The organism is Streptomyces sp. NPDC051576, assembly GCF_040681835.1.
Lineage (GTDB): Bacteria > Actinomycetota > Actinomycetes > Streptomycetales > Streptomycetaceae > Streptomyces.
This window is the reverse complement of the sequence record NZ_JBFAZO010000006.1, coordinates 55,443-74,284: the sequence shown is the minus strand read 5'-3', so window position 1 is coordinate 74,284 and position 18,842 is coordinate 55,443. Positions and strand designations below refer to the sequence as shown.

General features: G+C 70.4%; 18 protein-coding genes. 8 read left to right on the top strand and 10 right to left on the bottom strand.

Going from position 1 to position 18,842, the window contains the following annotated elements:
• Positions 1 to 486, bottom strand: a complete 486-nt coding sequence (locus AB0M63_RS21010; protein WP_366020697.1) for a TetR family transcriptional regulator — start codon at positions 484 to 486, stop codon at positions 1 to 3.
• Between the two features lie 164 nt (positions 487 to 650).
• Here AB0M63_RS21010 and AB0M63_RS21005 point away from each other — a divergent pair, with 164 nt between their 5' ends.
• Positions 651 to 2,093, top strand: a complete 1,443-nt coding sequence (locus AB0M63_RS21005; protein ID WP_366020423.1) for an aldehyde dehydrogenase — start codon at positions 651 to 653, stop codon at positions 2,091 to 2,093.
• A gap of 20 nt (positions 2,094 to 2,113) precedes the next feature.
• Here AB0M63_RS21005 and AB0M63_RS21000 read toward each other — a convergent pair whose 3' ends face one another.
• The 3 genes from AB0M63_RS21000 to leuA form a co-directional block, all read right to left on the bottom strand.
• Positions 2,114 to 3,310 (bottom strand): sialidase family protein, encoded by a 1,197-nt coding sequence (locus AB0M63_RS21000; protein ID WP_366020422.1) that lies wholly within the window; start codon positions 3,308 to 3,310, stop codon positions 2,114 to 2,116.
• 283 nt (positions 3,311 to 3,593) lie between these two features.
• Positions 3,594 to 4,298 (bottom strand): TerB family tellurite resistance protein, encoded by a 705-nt coding sequence (locus AB0M63_RS20995; protein ID WP_355923426.1) that lies wholly within the window; start codon positions 4,296 to 4,298, stop codon positions 3,594 to 3,596.
• A gap of 196 nt (positions 4,299 to 4,494) precedes the next feature.
• Positions 4,495 to 6,225 (bottom strand): 2-isopropylmalate synthase, encoded by a 1,731-nt coding sequence (leuA, locus tag AB0M63_RS20990; protein WP_355923428.1) that lies wholly within the window; start codon positions 6,223 to 6,225, stop codon positions 4,495 to 4,497.
• 301 nt (positions 6,226 to 6,526) lie between these two features.
• Here leuA and AB0M63_RS20985 point away from each other — a divergent pair, with 301 nt between their 5' ends.
• From AB0M63_RS20985 to AB0M63_RS20970, 4 genes are all read left to right on the top strand, one after another.
• Positions 6,527 to 7,594: a M4 family metallopeptidase gene (locus AB0M63_RS20985; RefSeq protein ID WP_366020421.1), complete on the top strand. Its 1,068-nt coding sequence runs from the start codon at positions 6,527 to 6,529 to the stop codon at positions 7,592 to 7,594.
• Positions 7,595 to 7,614: 20 nt separating this feature from the next.
• Positions 7,615 to 7,881: a protealysin inhibitor emfourin gene (locus AB0M63_RS20980; RefSeq protein WP_355923432.1), complete on the top strand. Its 267-nt coding sequence runs from the start codon at positions 7,615 to 7,617 to the stop codon at positions 7,879 to 7,881.
• Positions 7,882 to 7,963: 82 nt separating this feature from the next.
• Positions 7,964 to 9,292: a GH1 family beta-glucosidase gene (locus tag AB0M63_RS20975; RefSeq protein ID WP_366020420.1), complete on the top strand. Its 1,329-nt coding sequence runs from the start codon at positions 7,964 to 7,966 to the stop codon at positions 9,290 to 9,292.
• On the top strand, positions 9,289 to 10,554 hold the full coding sequence (locus AB0M63_RS20970) for an MFS transporter (RefSeq protein ID WP_355923436.1): 1,266 nt from the start codon (positions 9,289 to 9,291) through the stop codon (positions 10,552 to 10,554). Before AB0M63_RS20975 ends, AB0M63_RS20970 begins: the two co-directional genes overlap by 4 nt.
• A gap of 6 nt (positions 10,555 to 10,560) precedes the next feature.
• On the opposite strand, the gene AB0M63_RS20965 is transcribed toward AB0M63_RS20970, so the two are convergent.
• The gene (locus tag AB0M63_RS20965) at positions 10,561 to 11,415 is read right to left on the bottom strand and encodes an NAD(P)-dependent oxidoreductase (protein ID WP_355923438.1); all 855 of its coding nucleotides are present in this window, start codon (positions 11,413 to 11,415) and stop codon (positions 10,561 to 10,563) included.
• 123 nt (positions 11,416 to 11,538) lie between these two features.
• Between AB0M63_RS20965 and AB0M63_RS20960 the strand changes: the two genes are divergently transcribed.
• Positions 11,539 to 12,396: a helix-turn-helix transcriptional regulator gene (locus AB0M63_RS20960; RefSeq protein ID WP_355923440.1), complete on the top strand. Its 858-nt coding sequence runs from the start codon at positions 11,539 to 11,541 to the stop codon at positions 12,394 to 12,396.
• A 172-nt stretch (positions 12,397 to 12,568) separates the two neighbouring features.
• On the opposite strand, the gene era is transcribed toward AB0M63_RS20960, so the two are convergent.
• Positions 12,569 to 13,537, bottom strand: coding sequence for a GTPase Era (gene era, locus AB0M63_RS20955; RefSeq protein WP_355923442.1), 969 nt, complete (start codon positions 13,535 to 13,537; stop codon positions 12,569 to 12,571).
• 165 nt (positions 13,538 to 13,702) lie between these two features.
• Here era and AB0M63_RS20950 point away from each other — a divergent pair, with 165 nt between their 5' ends.
• Complete coding sequence (locus AB0M63_RS20950) at positions 13,703 to 15,013, top strand: ammonium transporter (RefSeq protein WP_366020419.1); 1,311 nt, start codon at positions 13,703 to 13,705, stop codon at positions 15,011 to 15,013.
• A complete protein-coding gene (locus AB0M63_RS20945; protein ID WP_328683430.1) occupies positions 15,010 to 15,348 on the top strand; it encodes a P-II family nitrogen regulator in 339 nt (112 codons plus the stop codon). Before AB0M63_RS20950 ends, AB0M63_RS20945 begins: the two co-directional genes overlap by 4 nt.
• On the opposite strand, the gene AB0M63_RS20940 is transcribed toward AB0M63_RS20945, so the two are convergent.
• The 4 genes from AB0M63_RS20940 to AB0M63_RS20925 form a co-directional block, all read right to left on the bottom strand.
• A complete protein-coding gene (locus AB0M63_RS20940; RefSeq protein WP_366020418.1) occupies positions 15,242 to 16,255 on the bottom strand; it encodes a DUF916 domain-containing protein in 1,014 nt (337 codons plus the stop codon). The genes AB0M63_RS20945 and AB0M63_RS20940 overlap by 107 nt on opposite strands.
• 79 nt (positions 16,256 to 16,334) lie before the next feature.
• The gene (locus AB0M63_RS20935) at positions 16,335 to 17,651 is read right to left on the bottom strand and encodes a beta-xylosidase (protein ID WP_366020417.1); all 1,317 of its coding nucleotides are present in this window, start codon (positions 17,649 to 17,651) and stop codon (positions 16,335 to 16,337) included.
• A 173-nt stretch (positions 17,652 to 17,824) separates the two neighbouring features.
• Entirely contained in the window at positions 17,825 to 18,310 is a 486-nt protein-coding gene (locus tag AB0M63_RS20930; RefSeq protein ID WP_355923450.1) for a hypothetical protein, read from the bottom strand.
• A 163-nt stretch (positions 18,311 to 18,473) separates the two neighbouring features.
• Positions 18,474 to 18,827 carry a cytidine deaminase gene (locus AB0M63_RS20925; RefSeq protein ID WP_355923452.1) on the bottom strand — a complete coding sequence of 118 codons (354 nt, stop codon included), beginning with the start codon at positions 18,825 to 18,827 and terminating at the stop codon, positions 18,474 to 18,476.
• Positions 18,828 to 18,842 lie beyond the last annotated feature (15 nt).

Below are 18,842 nucleotides of genomic sequence, written 5' to 3'. Positions count from 1 at the left end.
CTACTCCCCGAGGCCGTGCAGCAGGGTGTCGACGACGATGTCGGCGGCCTGCCCGGCGCCCAGCTCCGGCAGTTGCCGGGACACCAGGTGCATGAGCTGGGGCAGCAGTGCGCTCGCCCACCCCTTCGGCAGTCCCGGACGTAGCAGACCCTCCTCGGTGGCCCGCTCCAGGAAGGCGTCGGTCTCGCGGACGGCCGCGTCCCGGCGCTCGCGGACGGTGTCGTCGGCGAGCATGCGGGCGAGGTCGACCGGCCAGGTGCGGTTGACGGTGATGATGTTCTCGACATAGCGGTGCAGCGCGACGGCGACGGGGGCCTCGCGCAGCCGGGCGTCCTCGATGGCCCGCTCGATGGCCGTGAGGCGGGACGCGTAGATGACCGCGAGGAGTTCCTCGCGGGAGGCGAAACGCCGGTAGACGGTGCGCCGGTCCACGCCCGCCTCGGCGGCGATGGCGGCGATGCTCGCGCCGGGATCGGCGGCGAGCATACGGGCCCCGGTGGTCAGGACGGCTTCCAGGTTGCGCGCGGCGTCGGCTCTCACGACGTCGATCCTAAGCCTTGCTTGTGGAACCTGGGACATCTATCGCCTCACCAATGCGCCTCTATCTTTAGTAAGTGCTACATTGAAGTGACAGATAGAGGGGAATGCGCATGATCACATACGACCGACTCTTCATCGCGGGCTCCTGGGTCGAGCCCAGTGACCCCAAGCCGCTGGACATCACCTCGCCGCACGACCGCTCGGTGATCGGCCGCGCCGTCCAGGCGCGGCCTGCCGACATCGACCGCGCGGTGGCCGCGGCGCGGGCGTCCTTCGAGGCGGGCGCGTGGCGGCTGACCCCGCCCGCGGAGCGGATCGCGGTCCTGCGCGCGTTCAACGCGCTGCGGGAGAAGAACGCGGAGCACATCGCGCACCTGATCTCGCTGGAGAACGGCTCGGCCGAATGGTTCACCCGTGCGGGGCAGCCCGGTCTGAGCCGCCAGGCCAACGCCTATCTGAAGGCGGCGGAGGAGTTCGGCTGGGAGAAGACCCTCGCGCCCTCCGACCCCGACTCCCCCGTGCGCAGCGTGGTCCGCCGGGAGGCGGTCGGCGTCGTGGCCGCGGTGATCCCGTGGAACTCGCCGTTCTCCTCGGCCACCACGAAGATCATCCCGGCACTGGTCGCGGGCAACTCCGTGGTCCTCAAGGTGTCCCCGGAGAACTCGCTGAGCATGGGTTTCCTGGCCGAACTGCTGGAGCGGACGGGCCTGCCCGAGGGTGTGATCAGTGTGCTGCCCGCCGACCGCGAGACCAGCGAGCACCTGGTCTCGCACCCGGGCGTCGACAAGATCGCCTTCACCGGCTCGACGCGCGCAGGGCGCCGTATCGCGGCGATCGCGGGCGAGCAGCTCAAGCGCGTCAGCCTGGAGCTGGGCGGCAAGTCCGCGGCCGTCATCCTGCCGGACGCCGACATCGGGAAGGCGGTCGCGGGCCTGAAGTTCGCCTCCCTGCTCAACAACGGCGAGTCGTGCATCGCGCAGACCCGCGTCCTGGCCCCGCGCGAGAAGTACGAGGAGGTCGTCACCGCGCTGAAGGAGCTGGTGGAGTCGCTGAAGGTGGGCGACCCGAACGACGCCGACACCTTCATCGGCCCGATGATTCGCCCCGACCAGCAGCGGCTCGTCCGCGACTACATCCAGCTCGGCATCGACGAGGGCGCCCGCCTGGTCACCGGCGGCCCACAGATCCCCGAGGGCCTGGAGAAGGGCAACTACGTCACGCCCACCGTCTTCGCCGACGTCGACAACTCCATGCGGATCGCCCAGGAGGAGATCTTCGGCCCGGTCCTGGTCGTCATCCCCTACGACGACGAGGACGACGCCGTCCGTATCGCCAACGAGTCCGAGTACGGCCTCTCCGGCGGCGTCTGGTCCGCGGACGAGGAGCACGCCCTGCGGGTGGCCCGCCGGATCCGCACCGGCACCATCACGGTCAACGGTGCCTCGATCGCCTTCGACGGCCCGTTCGGCGGCTTCAAGGCCAGCGGCATCGGCCGCGAGTACGGCGCGGTCGGCCTCGGCACCTACACCGAGTACAAGACCATCACCGTCTGACCCGGCGACGGCCCGGGCGGTCAGCCCCCGCCCAGTGCGCCCACGCCCACCCGCCGGAACTCGATCGTGTCGTACGTCCCCGTCGCCCCGGTCTCGTACAGCACCCCCACCGTGTCCGGCCCGACCCGCACCAGGTCGGAGTAGCCCGCCCGCTGCCGCGACAGCGTGAGCACCTTGGTGAAGCTCTTGCCCGCGTCCGCGCTCCGCCAGATCGCCATGGCCTGGCGGACGGTGGGCACGGACGGCGCCGAGAACAGCAACGGGCCACCGGAGCCCGGCAGTTGGAGCACGCTCCCCTCCACCACCGGCACGTCGTCCAGCGTGTGCTGCACGGCGTAGGGCCGGTCGAGCGAGACACCTCCGTCACTGGAGTACGTGTCGAGCCGGTTGCCCGCACTCGTGCCGAGCTGGTCCCGTGAGCTGAAGTACAGCCGCCCGTCGGGGAGTTCGGCGGCGGTCGACTCGTTCGCGTTCTCGACCCCGTCGTAGGTGGAGTCCACGAACCCCAGCCGCCAGGTCTCGCCCCCGTCGTCGCTGTACAGGTCGTGGCCGCCGTAGTACTTGGCCTCCTGCCCGGTGTCGGTCGAGCCGGCCGGCGGGGCGGCCGAGTGGTTGGCGGGGACGATCAGCCGTCCCGTGTGCGGGCCCCGGGTGAGGGCGACCGCGTGGCCCGGGCCGGTGGCATACCAGCGCCAGCCGGGCCGCTTCACCTCGCTGGTGATGTCCCGGGGCGGGGTGAAGCTGCGGCCGTCGTCCCAGCTCCGCTGGACGAACACCCGGCGGCTCTGCTCCGGGGTGACCTCGCCCCGCATGATCTGGCCCTCGGTCACGGCACCGCTGTTGTAGGAGGTGACGAGCACGACGGCGCCGGTGCGGGGGTCGACCACGGGGGCCGGGTTGCCCCGGGTGTCCCCGTCCCCGGCGGCCACCACGGACAGCGGGCCCCAGGTGCAGCCGCCGTCGGTGGAGCGTCTGAGGACGACGTCGATGTTTCCGGTGTCGCCCGCGTCGTTGTGCCGTCCCTCGGCGAAGGCCAGGACCGTGCCCCGGTCGGTGACGACGGTCGCCGGGATGCGGTAGGTGTCGTAGGCGCCGTCCCCGGAGACGTAGGGCACGGAGGAGGTGCAGCCGGAGTGCGCGGAGGCGGACGCCGTGCCGGCCGTGAACGGCGCGACCAGTACGGCGGTGACGAGCAGCGTGCGGCTCAGGATGGTCATCGCGCTCCCTTACGGAGGTCGCCCTTCGCGGGGCGACGCTGACCTGTCCGTCACAGCCTCCCCTCAGTCACCGGCCCCGACTCGTACACGACCGCCACCACCGGCACCTCCGGCACATACGAGCCACGGTCGGCATGCTGTCGCACAGAAGTCCAACCCACCGTCGTATCAAGGACGTTGAGGCCGTACGCAATCGGCAGGACACCACTCGTCGCGCCACCGCGCGGATCGCGACGCGGAGTTCGGCCGGACGGAGTACGAGGTCTGCGACGGCGTACGGGGGCTACGACGGGGTGCGTGCCGCCGCGAGCAGTCGGGTGACGTCGTCCGCGCAGATGGTGAGGGCCGCGCCCACGGTCGCGAGGGCGTCGCGTTCGGCCGGTGTGTAGGGGCCGTCGGCCAGCGCGATGCGGGCGCCCTGGAGCAGGATCGATTCGCGGCCGGCGGGGGCGAGGTGCGGGGCGAGCGGGTCGAGGGCCTCGTGCAGCTCTATGGCGAGTCCCGCGCCGCTGGGTTCGCCGAAGACGCGGCCGGTGTCGGCGGCCAGGGCCTCGACGAGCGCGCCGAGCTGGTCCTCGGTGCAGTCCTGGAAGCCGGCGGCCCTGACGGTGCCCGCGGCGGCCTCCAGGGACGTACGGGCGCAGGTGCCGCCGGCCGCGAGGACCGCGAGGGCGACCGTGTGCACGGCGTCGCGGAGCATCGCGGAGAAGCGGGTCGTGGTGGGGTGGTCGAGGACGTCGGTGCCGTAGTGGCCCTGGCAGGCGGCGCACTCGACGACCGGGCCGGTGTCGCCGCGCGGCAGCACGGGGACGCCGAGCAGGGTGAAGCGGCGGCGGCCGGTGAGCCGCTGGTAGTTGCGGTCGCCCCCGCATCCGGGGCAGAAGAACTCGCCGTCCCCGACGCTGGTCCACGCGGTACGGATGCCCAGGACGCGCGCCGCACGGCCCTCATGGACAACTCGGCCGTTTCGTCCCCGTTCTGGCAGCACGTCGCACCTCCGTAACGCCGCGGCAACATCGCCGCGCTGGCGTGATGTTAGCCACATTGTTGAGCCGGAGTCAGTACCCCGGACGAGACCTGCTCGTGACCTGCACACCGAATGGCCGGGAAACGACGGGGCCCCGCCCGCCGGAGATCGGCGTGCGGGGCCCTTGGAGCGCGAGTAAACCGCCGGTCAGGCTGGTTCAGCGGGTGGCGCGGTTGACTGCGGAGACGACCGCCTTCAGTGAGGCACGTGTCGTATTCGCGTCGATGCCGATTCCCCACAGAACCTTGTCGCCGATCGCGCACTCGATGTACGAGGCGGCCTGCGCGGAGGCGCCCTCGCTCATCGTGTGCTCCTGGTAGTCCAGGAGCCGTACGTCGATGCCCACGGACTGCAGGGCGTCGAAGAAGGCGGAGATCGGACCGTTGCCGGAACCGCTCAGGACGGTGTCGACGCCGTCGACGGTGGCCTCCACCTTGAGCGTGTCCACGCCGTCGGTGTCGGTGGTCGACTGGCCGGTCTTCACCTGGATACGGCCCCAGGGGTTGTCCGGGTTCGGCAGGTACTCGTCCTGGAACACCGACCAGATGTCGGCGCCGGTGACCTCGCCGCCCTCGGCGTCCGTCTTGGCCTGGATCAGCTTGGAGAACTCGATCTGCATCCGGCGCGGCAGGTCCAGCTTGTGGTCGTTCTTCAGGACGTACGCGATACCGCCCTTGCCGGACTGCGAGTTGACGCGGATCACGGCCTCGTAGGAGCGGCCGACGTCCTTCGGGTCGATCGGCAGGTACGGGACGGCCCACTCGATGTCGTCGACGGTGACGCCCTTCGCGGCCGCGTCGGCCTCCATGGCGTCGAAGCCCTTCTTGATGGCGTCCTGGTGGGAGCCGGAGAAGGACGTGTAGACCAGGTCGCCCACGTACGGGTGGCGCGGGTGGACCTCCATCTGGTTGCAGTACTCCCACGTACGACGGATCTCGTCGATGTCGGAGAAGTCGATCTGCGGGTCGACGCCCTGCGAGAACAGGTTCATGCCCAGGGTGACCAGGTCGACGTTGCCGGTGCGCTCGCCCTGTCCGAACAGGCAGCCCTCGACGCGGTCGGCGCCGGCCATCAGGGCCAGTTCGGCGGCGGCGACGGCCGTGCCGCGGTCGTTGTGCGGGTGGATGGAGAGGACGACGTGCTCGCGGCGGGACAGGTGGCGGCCCATCCACTCGAAGCGGTCGGCGTGCGTGGAGGGGGTCGAACGCTCCACCGTGGCAGGCAGGTTGAGGATGATCTCGCGGCCGGGGCCCGGCTGCCAGACGTCCATGACCGCCTCGCAGACCTCCAGCGCGAAGTCCAGCTCGGTGTCCGTGAAGATCTCCGGCGAGTACTGGTATCCGAACTCGGTCTCGGGGCCCAGCAGTTTCTCGGCGTACTCCATCACCAGGCGGGTGCCGTCGACGGCGATCTGCTTGATGTCGTCCTTGGAGCCGCGGAAGACGACCCGGCGGAACACGGGCGCGGTCGCGTTGTAGAGGTGCAGGGTGGCGCGCTTGGCGCCCTTCAGGGACTCCACGGTCCGCTCGATCAGGTCCTCGCGGGCCTGCGTCAGCACGGAGATCGTGACGTCGTCCGGGATCGCGTTCTCGTCCTCGATGATCGACCGTACGAAGTCGAAGTCCGTCTGGCCCGATGCCGGGAAGCCGACCTCGATCTCCTTGTAGCCCATCTTGACCAGCAGATCGAACATCGCGCGCTTGCGGGCGGGCGACATGGGGTCGATCAGGGCCTGGTTGCCGTCCCGCAGGTCCGTGGAGAGCCAGCGGGGGGCGACGGTGATCCGCTGCTGGGGCCAGGTGCGGTCGGGGATGTCGACCTGCTCGTACTGGCCGTACTTGTGGATCGGCATGGAACTGGGCTGCTGGCGATTGGCGCTGTGGGCCATGATGCGTGGGCTCCTCGTGGTGTCCTGAAGGACGGCCGACGGCGCAACGCCAGACTCCGCGGGGAGGGGGTCGGCCTCGACTACAGGCCCTCGCCGCGGCAGCTAAGGAGAAGCAGCCCGAAACGCATGATGTCCAGCAGAGTAGCCGAGTCGTGCGCCGTGCGGGGGGCCGTATCACTATGCGGGACATCCACGGCCGTATACCACTCTCCGCTACGAAACTGTGATGATTGTCCCTGTATTTCACCAATCATGGTTGCCGGTAGTGACAGCGGCATAACTCAGTGCCAAGGTGCCGGGCATGACGACTCACGGGGGCTTCGAGCCCGTCTTCTGCACGATCGTCCCGCCGCACGTCCTCGACAAGCTCGCCCAGCACGAGGACCCCGCGGTCTCCGGTCCCGCCCGCGAGACCCTCCAGCGCGACGCCTACGAGCGCACCCACCGCCGGCTGACCACCGTCATCGGCGCACCGGCCGTCGCCGAGCCCACCGAGTCCGACAAGCCGCAGCGCACGATCTACGACGCGAAGCACAAGCAGGACCTGCCCGGAAAGAAGGTCCGCGCCGAGGGCTCCGAGCCCGGCAAGGACGCGACCGTCAACCGCGCCTACGCGGGCCTCGGCGCCACCTTCGAGCTCTATCTCAACGCCTTCGACCGCCACTCCATCGACGGCGAGGGCCTGCCGCTCAACGCGTCCGTCCACTTCGACGTGAACTACGACAACGCGTTCTGGAACGGCGAGCAGATGGTGTTCGGCGACGGCGACGGCGAGCTGTTCCTCGACTTCACCATCCCGGTCGACGTCATCGGCCACGAACTCACCCACGGCGTCACGCAGTACAGCGCGAACCTGACCTATTTCGGCCAGTCCGGCGCCCTGAACGAGTCGATCTCCGACGTCTTCGGCTCGCTCATCAAGCAGTACACGCTCGGCCAGAGTGCCGCCGAGGCCGACTGGCTGATCGGCGCGGGCCTGCTCGCCCCGCGCGTCTCCGGCGTGGCCCTGCGCTCCATGAAGGCCCCGGGCACGGCCTACGACGACGCCGCCCTCGGCAAGGACCCGCAGCCCGCGACGATGGACGACTTCGTGAAGACGGGCCGCGACAACGGCGGCGTGCACATCAACTCCGGCATCCCCAACCACGCCTTCTATCTGGTCGCCGACGCGCTCGGCGGCCACGCCTGGGAGAAGGCCGGACAGATCTGGTACGACGTGCTGACCGGCGGCGCGCTCAAGCAGGACGCCCTGTTCGCCGACTTCGCCAAGCTCACCGTCGCCGCCGCGAAGACCCGGTTCGGGGACGGGGGCGAGGAGTTGCAGGCCGTGACGAAGGCGTGGGAACAGGTCGGGGTGCAGATCACGTGATTCCGTACTAGAGATGACCCATGCGTATTCATGTGAGGCGCACAGGTGGGTTCGGCGGCATCGCACGGCAGGGCGAGGTGGACACCTCGGGCCGGCCCGATGCCCATGAGTGGCACGCCCTGGCCGAGAGCGCGATCACGTCCGGCCGGGGCGCGCCCGTGACGGGAGTCCCCGACGGCTTCCACTACGAGATCACCGTGGACGGGAAGACCGTGCACGCGGCCGATCCCAGGCTTACGGAGGAGCAACGGACACTGATCTCACGGGTGTTGAAGGAAGGTGCGTAGGCAGGCGTCGAGGGGTGGGCGTAACTGCTTGTTCACGCCCGCCCGTTGACACCCGTTACCACCGGTACGGATGATCCGGCGCATGGCGACTGATGCAGGCAACCCGATACCTCGGTTCCCCGCCGACTTCCTCTGGGGCGTCTCGACCTCGGCCCACCAGATCGAGGGCGCGACGGACGCACGCGAGCCCTCGATCTGGGACGCGTTCGAGGCCGAGCCGGGCCGGATCAAGGACGGCTCGACGGCGGCGGTGGCCTGCGACCACTACCACCGCCACCCCGAGGATGTGGCCCTCCTGGCCGACCTGGGCGTGGACGCGTACCGCTTCTCGATCTCCTGGCCGCGTGTCAACTCCCCCGGCGGCCTGGACTTCTACGACCGTCTCGTGGACGAACTGGTCGCGGCGGGCGTTCGTCCGGTCCCGACCCTGTTCCACTGGGACCTCCCGGTCACCCAGGACTGGCTGCACCGGGACACGGCCTCGCGTTTCGCCGGCTACGTGTCCGTGGTCGCCGACCGGCTCGGCGACCGGGTGAAGAAGTGGATCACCATCAACGAGCCCGCGGAACACACCCTGTTGGGGCACGCGCTGGGCGCCCACGCCCCCGGCAAGGCCCTGCTGTTCGACGCGCTGCCGGTCGCCCACCACCAACTGCTGGCCCACGGCCTGGCGGTACGGGCGCTGCGCGCGGCCGGTGCCACCGACATCGGGATCGCCAACTCGCACGGCCCGACCTGGGCCGCCTCGCAGGAGCCGGAGGACATCGAGGCGGCGAACTTCTACGACCTGCTGCTGAACCGCCTGTTCGCCGACCCCCTGCTGCTGGGTGAATACCCCTCCGGCCTGGGCGAGTTGATGCCGGGCGATGTCGAGTCCGACCTCAAGGTGATCGCCGAGCCGATCGACTGGTACGGGATCAACTACTACGCACCGACCAGGGTCGGGGCACCTCAGGGCGCGGAGATCGAGTTCGGCGGACTCACCCTCCCCGCCGAACTCCCCTTCTCCGTAAGGGAGATCGAGGGCGTCCCGGTCACGGACTTCGGCTGGCCGGTGGTCCCCGAGGGCCTGACGGAACTCCTCACCACCTTCCGGGACCGGTACGGCGACCGGCTCCCGCCCGTCGTCATCACCGAGAACGGCTGCTCCTACGACGGCGTCGACGACCAGGACCGGATCACCTACCTCGACGGTCATGTCCGGGCGCTGCACGGCGCGTTGGAGGCGGGCGTGGACGTCCGCGGCTACTTCGTGTGGTCGCTCCTCGACAACTTCGAGTGGGCGGAGGGCTACGAGCGCCGCTTCGGCCTGGTCCACGTCGACTACGACACCCAGGCACGCACCCCGAAGGCGTCGTACGGCTGGTTCCAGGAGCTGCTGCGGGCGCAGAAATCACAGGTGCGGGGATGACGACGGCCGACGCGGTCTCCTCGCCGTCCGGTGCCCTCGCTGAACCCGTCGAACGCGTGGGCCGGGGCTGGACCTCCGCGCTCTCGCTCGCCAACGGGGCGATCTGGGTGGGCTGGTACGGCCCGCTGCAGATCCTGCTCGCCTCCCAGGCCAAGGACTTCGCGCCCGGCACCGGCATGTCCAAGGAGACGATGCTGGCGTGGGTGACCGGCGCGGGCGCGCTGGTGTCCCTGGTCGCCAATCCGCTCTTCGGCGCGCTGTCGGACCGTACGACGTCGCGGTGGGGCCGCCGTACGCCGTGGATCGTGGCCGGTACGGCGGGCGGGGCGCTGTCCCTGCTGCTGCTCGCGGGCGCGGGCGGGGTCTGGACGATGGCGGCCGGCTGGTGCCTGGTCCAGCTGACGCTGAACGCGGCCTTCGCGGCGGTCACGGCGGCCGTCCCCGACCGGGTGCCGCGCCTCCAACGAGGCTCTGTGGGCGGCTGGTTGGGAGCCGCGCAGATCCTGGGCGTGGTCGGCGGCACGGGCCTGGCGACGGCGGCCGGGGGCATCGGGGCGGGCTATGTGGCGTGCGCGGTGTTCACGGCGGTGGGCGTGCTGCCGTACGTGCTGCGCCACAAGGATCTCCGGCTGTCGGTGTCGGACCGCCCGCCGTGGTCCTGGCAGGGCTTCCTGCGCGGCTTCTGGCTGAGCCCGCGCCGCCACCCCGACCTCGGCTGGGCCTGGCTGACCCGCTTCCTGATCAACCTGAGCAACGCGCTGGTGCTGCTGTACCTCCTGTACTACCTGCGTGACCGCCTGCACTACCACGACCCCGACCAGGGCGTCCTGATCCTCACGGCGGTCAACGGCCTCACGCTGCTCGCCACCGTCGTGGTCGGCGGAGTGTGGTCCGACCGGGTCGGCCGCCGCAAGCCGTTCGTGATCTGGTCCGGGGTCCTGATGGCGGTGGCGACGGCGGTCCTCGCGGGCTGGCAGACCTGGCCGGGCGCGATCACCGCGGCGGCGGTCCTGGGCATCGGCTTCGGCGTCTTCACGTCGGTCGACTTCGCCCTGATGACGGACGTCCTCCCCAAGGCCCTGGACCGCGGCAAGGACCTCGGCGTCATCAACGTCGCCAACGCCCTCCCCCAGGTCGCGGCCCCCGCCCTCGCCGCACCGATCGTGACGTATCTGGGCGGGTACCGGGTGCTGTATCTGGTGTCCGCGGTGATCGGGATGGCGGGGGCGTTGCTGGTGCGGCGGATTCGAGGGGTGGACTGAGACAGGTCAGAGCACGCCCGCGTCCCGCGCCGCCCACACCGTCGGGAACAGCGGGCGGTAGCCCAGCTCGCGGCGGATGCGTTCCGTGGACATGATCCCGAACCACGGGTCGGGGTCGGTCCGTTCGGCCATGCCGGTGGGGAGTTCGACCCCGTTGAGCTGGTGCAGTTCGACCGCGGTGACCGGGGCGTCGTCGGCGATGTTGTAGACGCGGCCGGCGACTCCGGGGGCGTGCAGGATGCGCAGCAGGCCCTGGGCGACGTCCGCGTGGTGGCCCATGTGGAGGCGCTGGTTGGAGGCCCAACTTCCCGCCCAGTGCATGGAGTTGGCGAGATGGGGGTCGCCCTCGCCGTAGACGAAGGGGAGGCGGGCGACGCGGACGTCCATGGTGTCGAGGGCGAGGAGTTCGCGTTCGGCGGCCACCTTCGACTCGCCGTAGGCGCCCCACATGAGACCGCCGGGGCGGCTCTCGTCGTCCTCGGTCAGGGGGCGGCCCCGGCCCACGCCGTACACGATTCCGGTGCTGACCTGGACGAAGCGCCGCACGCCGGAGGCCTGCGCGGCGCGCCCCAGCGCGACCGCCGCGTCCCGGTTGACGGCCCACGCCTCCTCGTCCGGCACCCCGCGGAAGGACGCGGCGACGTTCACGACCGCGTCGACCCCGGAGACCGCCTTGCCGAGGACCGAGTCGTCGCGCAGGTCCCCTTCCACCACCTCGGCGCCCAGCGCCGCGAACGGCTCCGCGCGGGCCGCGTCCCGTACCAGGACCCGCACCTTCTCCCCCGGCCGGCTCTGCGCCAGCAGCCTCGGTACGAACCGCTTGCCGACCTGTCCCGTCGTCCCTGTGACCAGTGTCAACATCGTCTGCTCCTCACGTTCTGGTGGCTCCAGCGTGGGCCGGGCCCGGTCCGAGCGGGAGAGACCTGTCGATCGGGGGATCGGCAGACCCTGGATAAGCCGGGCGGACTCCCGCACGCTGGAAACGTGAACCGAGCCGAACTCGCCGACTTCCTGCGCCGCGGCCGGGCCCGCCTGGACCCCTCCGACGTGGGCCTCACGCCCGGCGCCCGCCGCCGTACACCGGGCCTGCGCCGCGAGGAGGTGGCATCGCTGGCCGGTATGTCGGCCGACTACTACACGCGCCTTGAACAGTCCCGGGGCCCGCACCCCTCCCGCCAGATGCTCACGGCGCTCGCGCGGGCGCTCCGCCTCACGGACGACGAACGCGACCACCTGTTCCACCTGGCGGGCGAGGAGCCACCGCGCCGGGGCAGCACCTCCGCGCATGTACGCCCGGGTCTGCTGCTGGTCCTGGACCGGCTGCACGACACCCCGGCGTCGGTGCTGAGCGACTGCGGTGACGTGCTGGCCCAGAACGCGATGGCGAAGGCCCTGAGCGGGGACGCGTCGGCCCGGCCGCACCGGGACCGCAATCTGAACCGCCGCTTCTTCCTGGAACCGGCGGCCCAGGAACTGTTTCCGCCGGAGGACCGGCCGGAGCTGGCGCGGGCCCATGTCGCGAACCTGCGGGCGGTGACGGCGGCCCGCCCCGACGACCCGGAGCCGGCCGCGCTGGTGGCCGAACTACGCGCGGGCAGCGAGGAGTTCGCCCGCCTGTGGGACGAACACGAGGTCGCCGTACGGCGCCGCTCGACGAAGCGCTTCCAGCACCCGCTGGTCGGCCTCCTGGAGCTGGACTGCGAGGTCCTCCTCAACGAGGACCACCACCACCTGCTCGTCATCCACACGGCCCGCCCGGGGACGGAGTCGTACGAGCGCTTGCAGCTGCTGCGGGTGGTGGGGTTGCAGGACCTGACCCCGTCAGAATCCCAGCTTCCGTAGCTGCCGAGGATCCCGCTGCCAGTCCTTCGCCACCTTCACATGCAGGTCCAGGCTGTATCAATGTGCGGCTACCGCCGCGTGGCCGGCGTGCCGAGCAGTGTCTCGGCCTGCTCACGCGCCCCGACGTCGATCCCCTTCAGGCACTCACCCGGGCCGCCACACCCCGCCCGGCTCAGAACCCCAGCTTCCGTAGCTGCCGAGGATCCCGCTGCCAGTCCTTCGCCACCTTGACATGCAGGTCCAGGAAGACGGGCGTACCCAGCAGCGCCTCGATCTGCTTGCGGGACTTGATGCCGACCTCCTTCAGGCGGGCGCCCTTCGGGCCGATGATGATGCCCTTCTGGCTGGGGCGCTCGATGTAGACGAAGGCGTGGATGTCGAGGAGGGGCTTGTCGGCGGGGCGGTCCTCGCGGGGGAGCATCTCCTCCACGACGACGGCGATGGAGTGCGGGAGTTCGTCGCGGACGCCCTCCAGGGCCGCCTCGCGGATCAGTTCCGCGATCATGACCTGCTCGGGCTCGTCGGTGAGGTCGCCCTCGGGGTAGAGGGCCGGGCCCTCCGGGAGGAGGGGGATCAGGAGGTCGGCGAGCAGGTCCACCTGCTGGTCCGCGACCGCCGACACCGGCACGATCTCCGCCCACTCGAAGCCCAGCTCCTTGCCGAGCTGGTCGATGGCGATGAGCTGTTCGGCGAGGGTCTTCGAGTCGACCAGGTCGGTCTTCGTGACGATCGCGATCTTCGGCGTCTTCTTGATGGACGCCAGTTCCTTCGCGATGAAACGGTCGCCCGGGCCCAGCTTCTCGTTCGCCGGCAGGCAGAAGCCGATGACGTCGACCTCGGCCCACGTCGTGCGGACGATGTCGTTCAGCCGCTGGCCGAGCAGCGTGCGCGGTTTGTGCAGGCCAGGGGTGTCGACCAGGATCAGCTGGGCGTCGGGCCGGTGGACGATGCCGCGGACCGTGTGCCGCGTGGTCTGCGGCTGGTTGGCGGTGATCGCCACCTTCTGGCCGACCAGAGCATTCGTAAGGGTGGACTTGCCCGCGTTGGGGCGGCCCACGAAGCAGGCGAAGCCGGCGCGGTGGGGAGCCGCCGACGACTCAGACGGCTTGGATGACGGGGTACGAACGCTCATGGCGCCCATTGTCCCTGATCCACAAGCCCCTGCCGCACAACAGTCCACCCGGCCCTCATCCGGTGAGCTTTCAGAAACCCTGCGGCAATGAAACATCCCGGAAACACAGCTGTGCACAACCGGAAACCCGGGCCGGTGACCCTCTGACGAGCCCCCACCCCGTTGGAGACGACCGTGACCCTCGCCGCCGCCCACGTCGACACCGGCGACACCGCCTGGCTGCTCGCCGCCACCGCCCTGGTCCTGCTGATGACCCCGGGCCTGGCCCTCTTCTACGGCGGCATGGTCCGCACGAAGAGCGTCCTCAACATGCTGATGATGAGCTTCGTGTCGATCGCCCTGGTCACCGTCGTATGGCTGGTCGCCGGATACTCGCTCGCCTTCGGCGACGACATCGGCGGCGGGCTGCTCGGAGGTCTCCGCCATGCCGGCATGGCGGGGCTCGGGCCCGACAGCATCCACGGCACCGTCCCCACCCTCCTCTTCGCGACCTTCCAGCTCACCTTCGCGATCATCACGGCCGCGCTGATCAGCGGGGCGGTGGCCGACCGGGTGCGGTTCGGGGCGTGGCTCGTCTTCGTACCCGTCTGGGCACTGCTCGTATACGTTCCCGTCGCGCACTGGGTGTGGGGCCCCGGCGGCTGGATCGCGGCGCACCTCGGCGCCCTCGACTTCGCGGGCGGTCTCCCCGTCGAGATCACCTCGGGCGCCTCCGGACTCGCCCTGTGCCTGGTCGTCGGACCCCGCCTCGGCTTTAAAAAAGACGCCATGCGCCCGCACAACCTCCCCATGGTGATGCTGGGCGCGGGCCTGCTCTGGTTCGGCTGGTTCGGCTTCAACGCCGGGTCCGCCCTCGGCGCCAACGGCCTCGCCGCCGCGGCCTTCCTCAACACCCTCGCCGCGGGCTGCACCGGCCTGCTCGGCTGGCTCTTCGTCGAGCAGAAGCGCGACGGCCACCCCACCACCCTGGGCGCGGCCTCGGGCGCGGTGGCCGGCCTGGTCGCGATCACCCCGTCCTGCGGCTCGGTCTCCCTCCTCGGCGCACTGGTCGTCGGCCTCGCCGCCGGGGCCGTCTGCTCGTACGCGGTCGGCTGGAAGTTCAAGCTGAACTACGACGACTCGCTCGACGTCGTCGGCGTCCACCTGGTCGGCGGCGTCATCGGCACCCTCCTGATCGGCGTCTTCGCGGTCACCACCATGACCGGCGGCCCCGAGGGACTCCTCTACGGCGGCGGACTCGCCCAGCTCGGCAAGCAGTTCGTGGCCGTGGCCGCCGTAGGGGCGTACGCGTTCCTCGTGACGTACGGCATCGGCAAGTTGCTCGACAAGGCGATGGGTCTGCGGGCGAGTGAGGAGGAGGAGCGGACGGGTCTTGACCTTACGGTGCACGCCGAGACCGCATACGATCACGGCGTCCTGGGCCACGGGGCCCCGGTCACCGCCTCCGTCCTCCCCTCCGCGCAGAAGGTCACGTCCCAGCCATGAAGCTCATCACCGCGATCGTCAAGCCGTACCGCCTCGACGAGGTCAAGACGGCGCTCCAGGAGCTCGGCGTGCACGGCCTGACCGTCACCGAGGCCAGCGGCTACGGCCGGCAGCGCGGGCACACCGAGGTGTACCGCGGTGCCGAGTACCGCGTCGACCTCGTCCCCAAGGTGCGGATCGAGGTCGTCGTCGACGACGCGGACTCGGAGGCCGTGATCGACGCGATCGTCAAGGCCGCACAGACGGGGAAGATCGGGGACGGGAAGGTGTGGTCGATTCCGGTCGAGACGGTGGTACGGGTACGGACGGGTGAACGCGGCCCCGACGCGCTCTGACCGCCAGCGCTCCCCCGACGAACCCGACCGCGAGCAGCAGCGCCGCCGCCAGCCAGGGCAGCGCGAAGAAGGAAGCGCTCGCCGACTGCTTGGTGCCCGGCGCGCTCGCGGTCAATGTGATGTCGCCCCAGTCGAGTTGGGGCGAGCCCTTCCACGGCTCGCTGAGCTTGACGCTCTGCCCCGGTAGCAACTCCGAGGGGATACGGGTGAGTCCGCGCGAGAGCAGGGTCCGGCCGAACAGTCCCTGCGCCTTCAGCGTCACCTTCGGGTCGAGGGTGACGTTGCCGGTGTTGTGCAGCGTGTAGGAGATCGTCGCGTCGCTGTCCCCCAACCCCGGTACCAGCGGCTGGTGATGGGACACATGGACGTGCTCGACGGCGAGCGCGGGCAGCGTGGGTCCGCTCACCCGGAGATAGACACGGGCGCCGACGGCCCGCTGCACACCGAGGGCGAGTGAACCGTCGCCCTTGTCGACGCGTTCGTCGAGGGCGACCAACGCGCCCGGGTGGTCGCCGGGTTCGGCCCCTTCGGGCACATGGAGCGTGAACGGCACGGTGACGGTCTTGTGGGCGGGAACGGTGACCCGGGACCTGGCCGGCCTGGCCCACGCGCCGACACCCCGCATCGTCTCCCGCACCGTCCGTACGGCGAACCCGCCGTCGCGCGCGGTGTTGTAGGCGTCGGCCGCGTACAGCCGGAAGGTGAGCGGCGCGGAGGTCTTGTTGGCGACGACCACCTTGTCCTGGATGGTCTGGCCGGGGTCGGCGGAGAGATAGAAGTACGGCCGCGCGGCGATCTTCGACGCGGCCGGGTACACGGACCAACTGCCGTTGTCCGCCGCGTGGGAGGAGGGCGCGGCGAGCACGCCGAAGCAGAGGCTCAGGAGGAGGACGTACAGCTTGCGCATGGGTGCGGACCCCCACGGACGAGGAGTGTGGCGGTCGGGCGGGTGCGGGCGCCCGGCCACCGGAGGTGGGTCGGTACGGTCAGGTGAGCGTGAGCGTCAGAACGCCGGAGTACGAGCCCGGAGGCGTGAACGCCGGTACGTTCAGGGAGAGTCCGGCGTCGACGGTGAACTCGCCGCCGGTGAGCGTGCCGTCAGGGGTGGACGCGAGCGTCGCCCCCGAACTGCCCACCGTGCCCGGCGAACCGGCGACACAGGTGCTCGGGCTGCCCGCCTTGGTGGCGCAGGCGGGAGTCCAACTCAGCGCCCCTGAGCCGATCTTGGCGCCGGGACCGGTGAAGTCGGTGACCTTGCCGGTCAGGGACCAACCCGCGGGTCCGCCGCGGAAGTCCTGGACCGTCACCGTGTTCAGGGCGCCCGTGGAGGCACCGCCCTTGCCGAAGTCGACCGCGGAGAGGCCTACGGCGTCCCCGGCCTGCGCCATCGACAGCGTGCCCGCCTTGACGGTGGTCGTCAGCTTCTGACTCCCCGGCGGAACGGGCGTGGTGTCGTTGACGACATAGGCGGCAGGCCCGGCACCCAGATCAGCACTCCACGCGCTGCCCTCGTAGGCCACGATCCCGGTCGTCGTCTTGTCGCTGACGACGAGCGAGCCGCTGATGGTGCCACTGGCACTGGCCGTGACGGTCGCCGTGTCCGCGGTCTGCGCGGTCCCCGACCGCCCGGCCAGGGTCACGGTGGCACCCGGGGTGAAGTTGCTGCCGGTCACGGTGACGCTGTCACCGGCGTTGCCGGAGGCCGAACCCAGGCTGATCGCACGGGTGTTGACCGGAACGGTGGAGGTGGCGGTGACGGTCTCGGAGACCGGGGCCGGCGGGTTCGTCACCGTGCAGGGGGTGTCCAGTTCCAGGATGTAGCTGGTGTGGATGTTGTAGTCGCCCGGCGAGAGGGTGATCGCGCCGGGGGTGGTGACCGTGAAGGTGCCGGTCATGGAGAAGGACGGGAAGGCGCCGTTGCCCGGCACCGGGTCGTTCTTCTTGGGCCCGGCCACCGTGACACTGCCGGTCTGGGCACCGCCGAGGGTGATCTTCCCGGTCGGCGTCATGATGTCCGCCGGCAGGGCGATCGCGGTCGGGTTGCTGGCGGCCGGCTTGACCACCGTGTACGTCACGGTGACGGTGTCGCCCACCTTGGGCGCGGTGTTGTCCACCGTGATCGCGGCGGTCGTGGTGCCGTCGATCGGCGGGATGCCCGCGACCGCCGGCGGGATGCAGTGCGTGGCGAAGTCCACGTTCGTGGACGCGCCGGCCGGACAGGCCAGCGCACCGCCCGTGGCGACCGCGAGCGCGGTCACCCCGAGCAACGACGCCCATCGGCGTCTTCGGGATGTCGTAGCCATGGCTGAGCCCCCTCCTGAGGACGGTGGGCACAGCGGCTCGTCCGCGCCCACAGGGGGCATTGATGTGGGGATCGCGTGAGAAGTCAATGGACACGGTGAAACTAACTGATGGGCCGTCAGTTCCTGCCCAACGGCGGGAACTGACGGCCCAGTTGAAGCCGTGGGGGGAATTCTCAGTCGAACACGAACGGACCCGGTGACTGCGGTCCGGTCGCCGTGCAGGTGACCGCGATCCCGAAGATGGTCATCTGCAGCGACCCGCCGTACGCCTCCAGGCTGTCACCGGAGGCCACGGTGCCGTCGAGGGGACCGACGGTGACGGCGTCGCCGGTCGCCATGGCCGGGTTCTTCGTACCGGTGAACACGGTGGTGCCACCGCTCGCGTTCTCGAACGTGAAGGTGGAGGCGATGGAGTCCTGCGACAGGGCCAGCGGCGCGGTGATGGACGAGGTCACGGTGACCGTGGCCGCCGTTCCGTCCTGCGTGGCCGTGATGGTGGCGTCACCGCCGCCGAAGATCCCGCAGCTCGCGGTGATCGTCGCCGTCTGGGGAGTGACGGCGAGCGCACTGGGCGCGAACGCCAGCGAGGTGGCCGCGAGGACCCCCGTCACCAGTGCCGCACCCGTTCCGATTCGCTTGCTTCTCAGCTTGCCTTTCATGGATCTGGTTCCCTTCCCGTGTCACGCCTCACGGACGCGGTGCGGTGCGTCACGCGAGCGAGAATCTGACGGTCCGTCGGAACTTACGGTTCCATTGATGCGCGGGAGACGGGGGAGAGCAAGGGCGAAATCTGGACGGGTGACTTCCGGTCACCCGTGCCCGTTAGCCGGCAGCGACCGTCAGGCGGACAGTCCCGTCCGGCGAAGCCACGTGCACCGGCGTCTGTGGCCCACCGAGATCCCGGACAGCCGCCCGGTCATCCGCCGACACGGAATCCGCCTCCGTCACGACCGCCGCCGCCTCCAAGGACTTCGCACCGGACGCCACCGCCATCGCCACCGCCGTCCGCAACGCGCTCAGCCTCAGCGACGGAAGGTCGACCGTCCCGGCGACATACGTCCGCCCCGTCTCGTCGCGTACGGCCGCCCCCTCGGGCACACCGTTGCGGGCCCGCGCGGAACGGGCCAGGGTGACGATCTTGCGGTCCTCGGGGTCAAGCGCGCTGGTCTCGGTCATGAGCAGAGCATACGA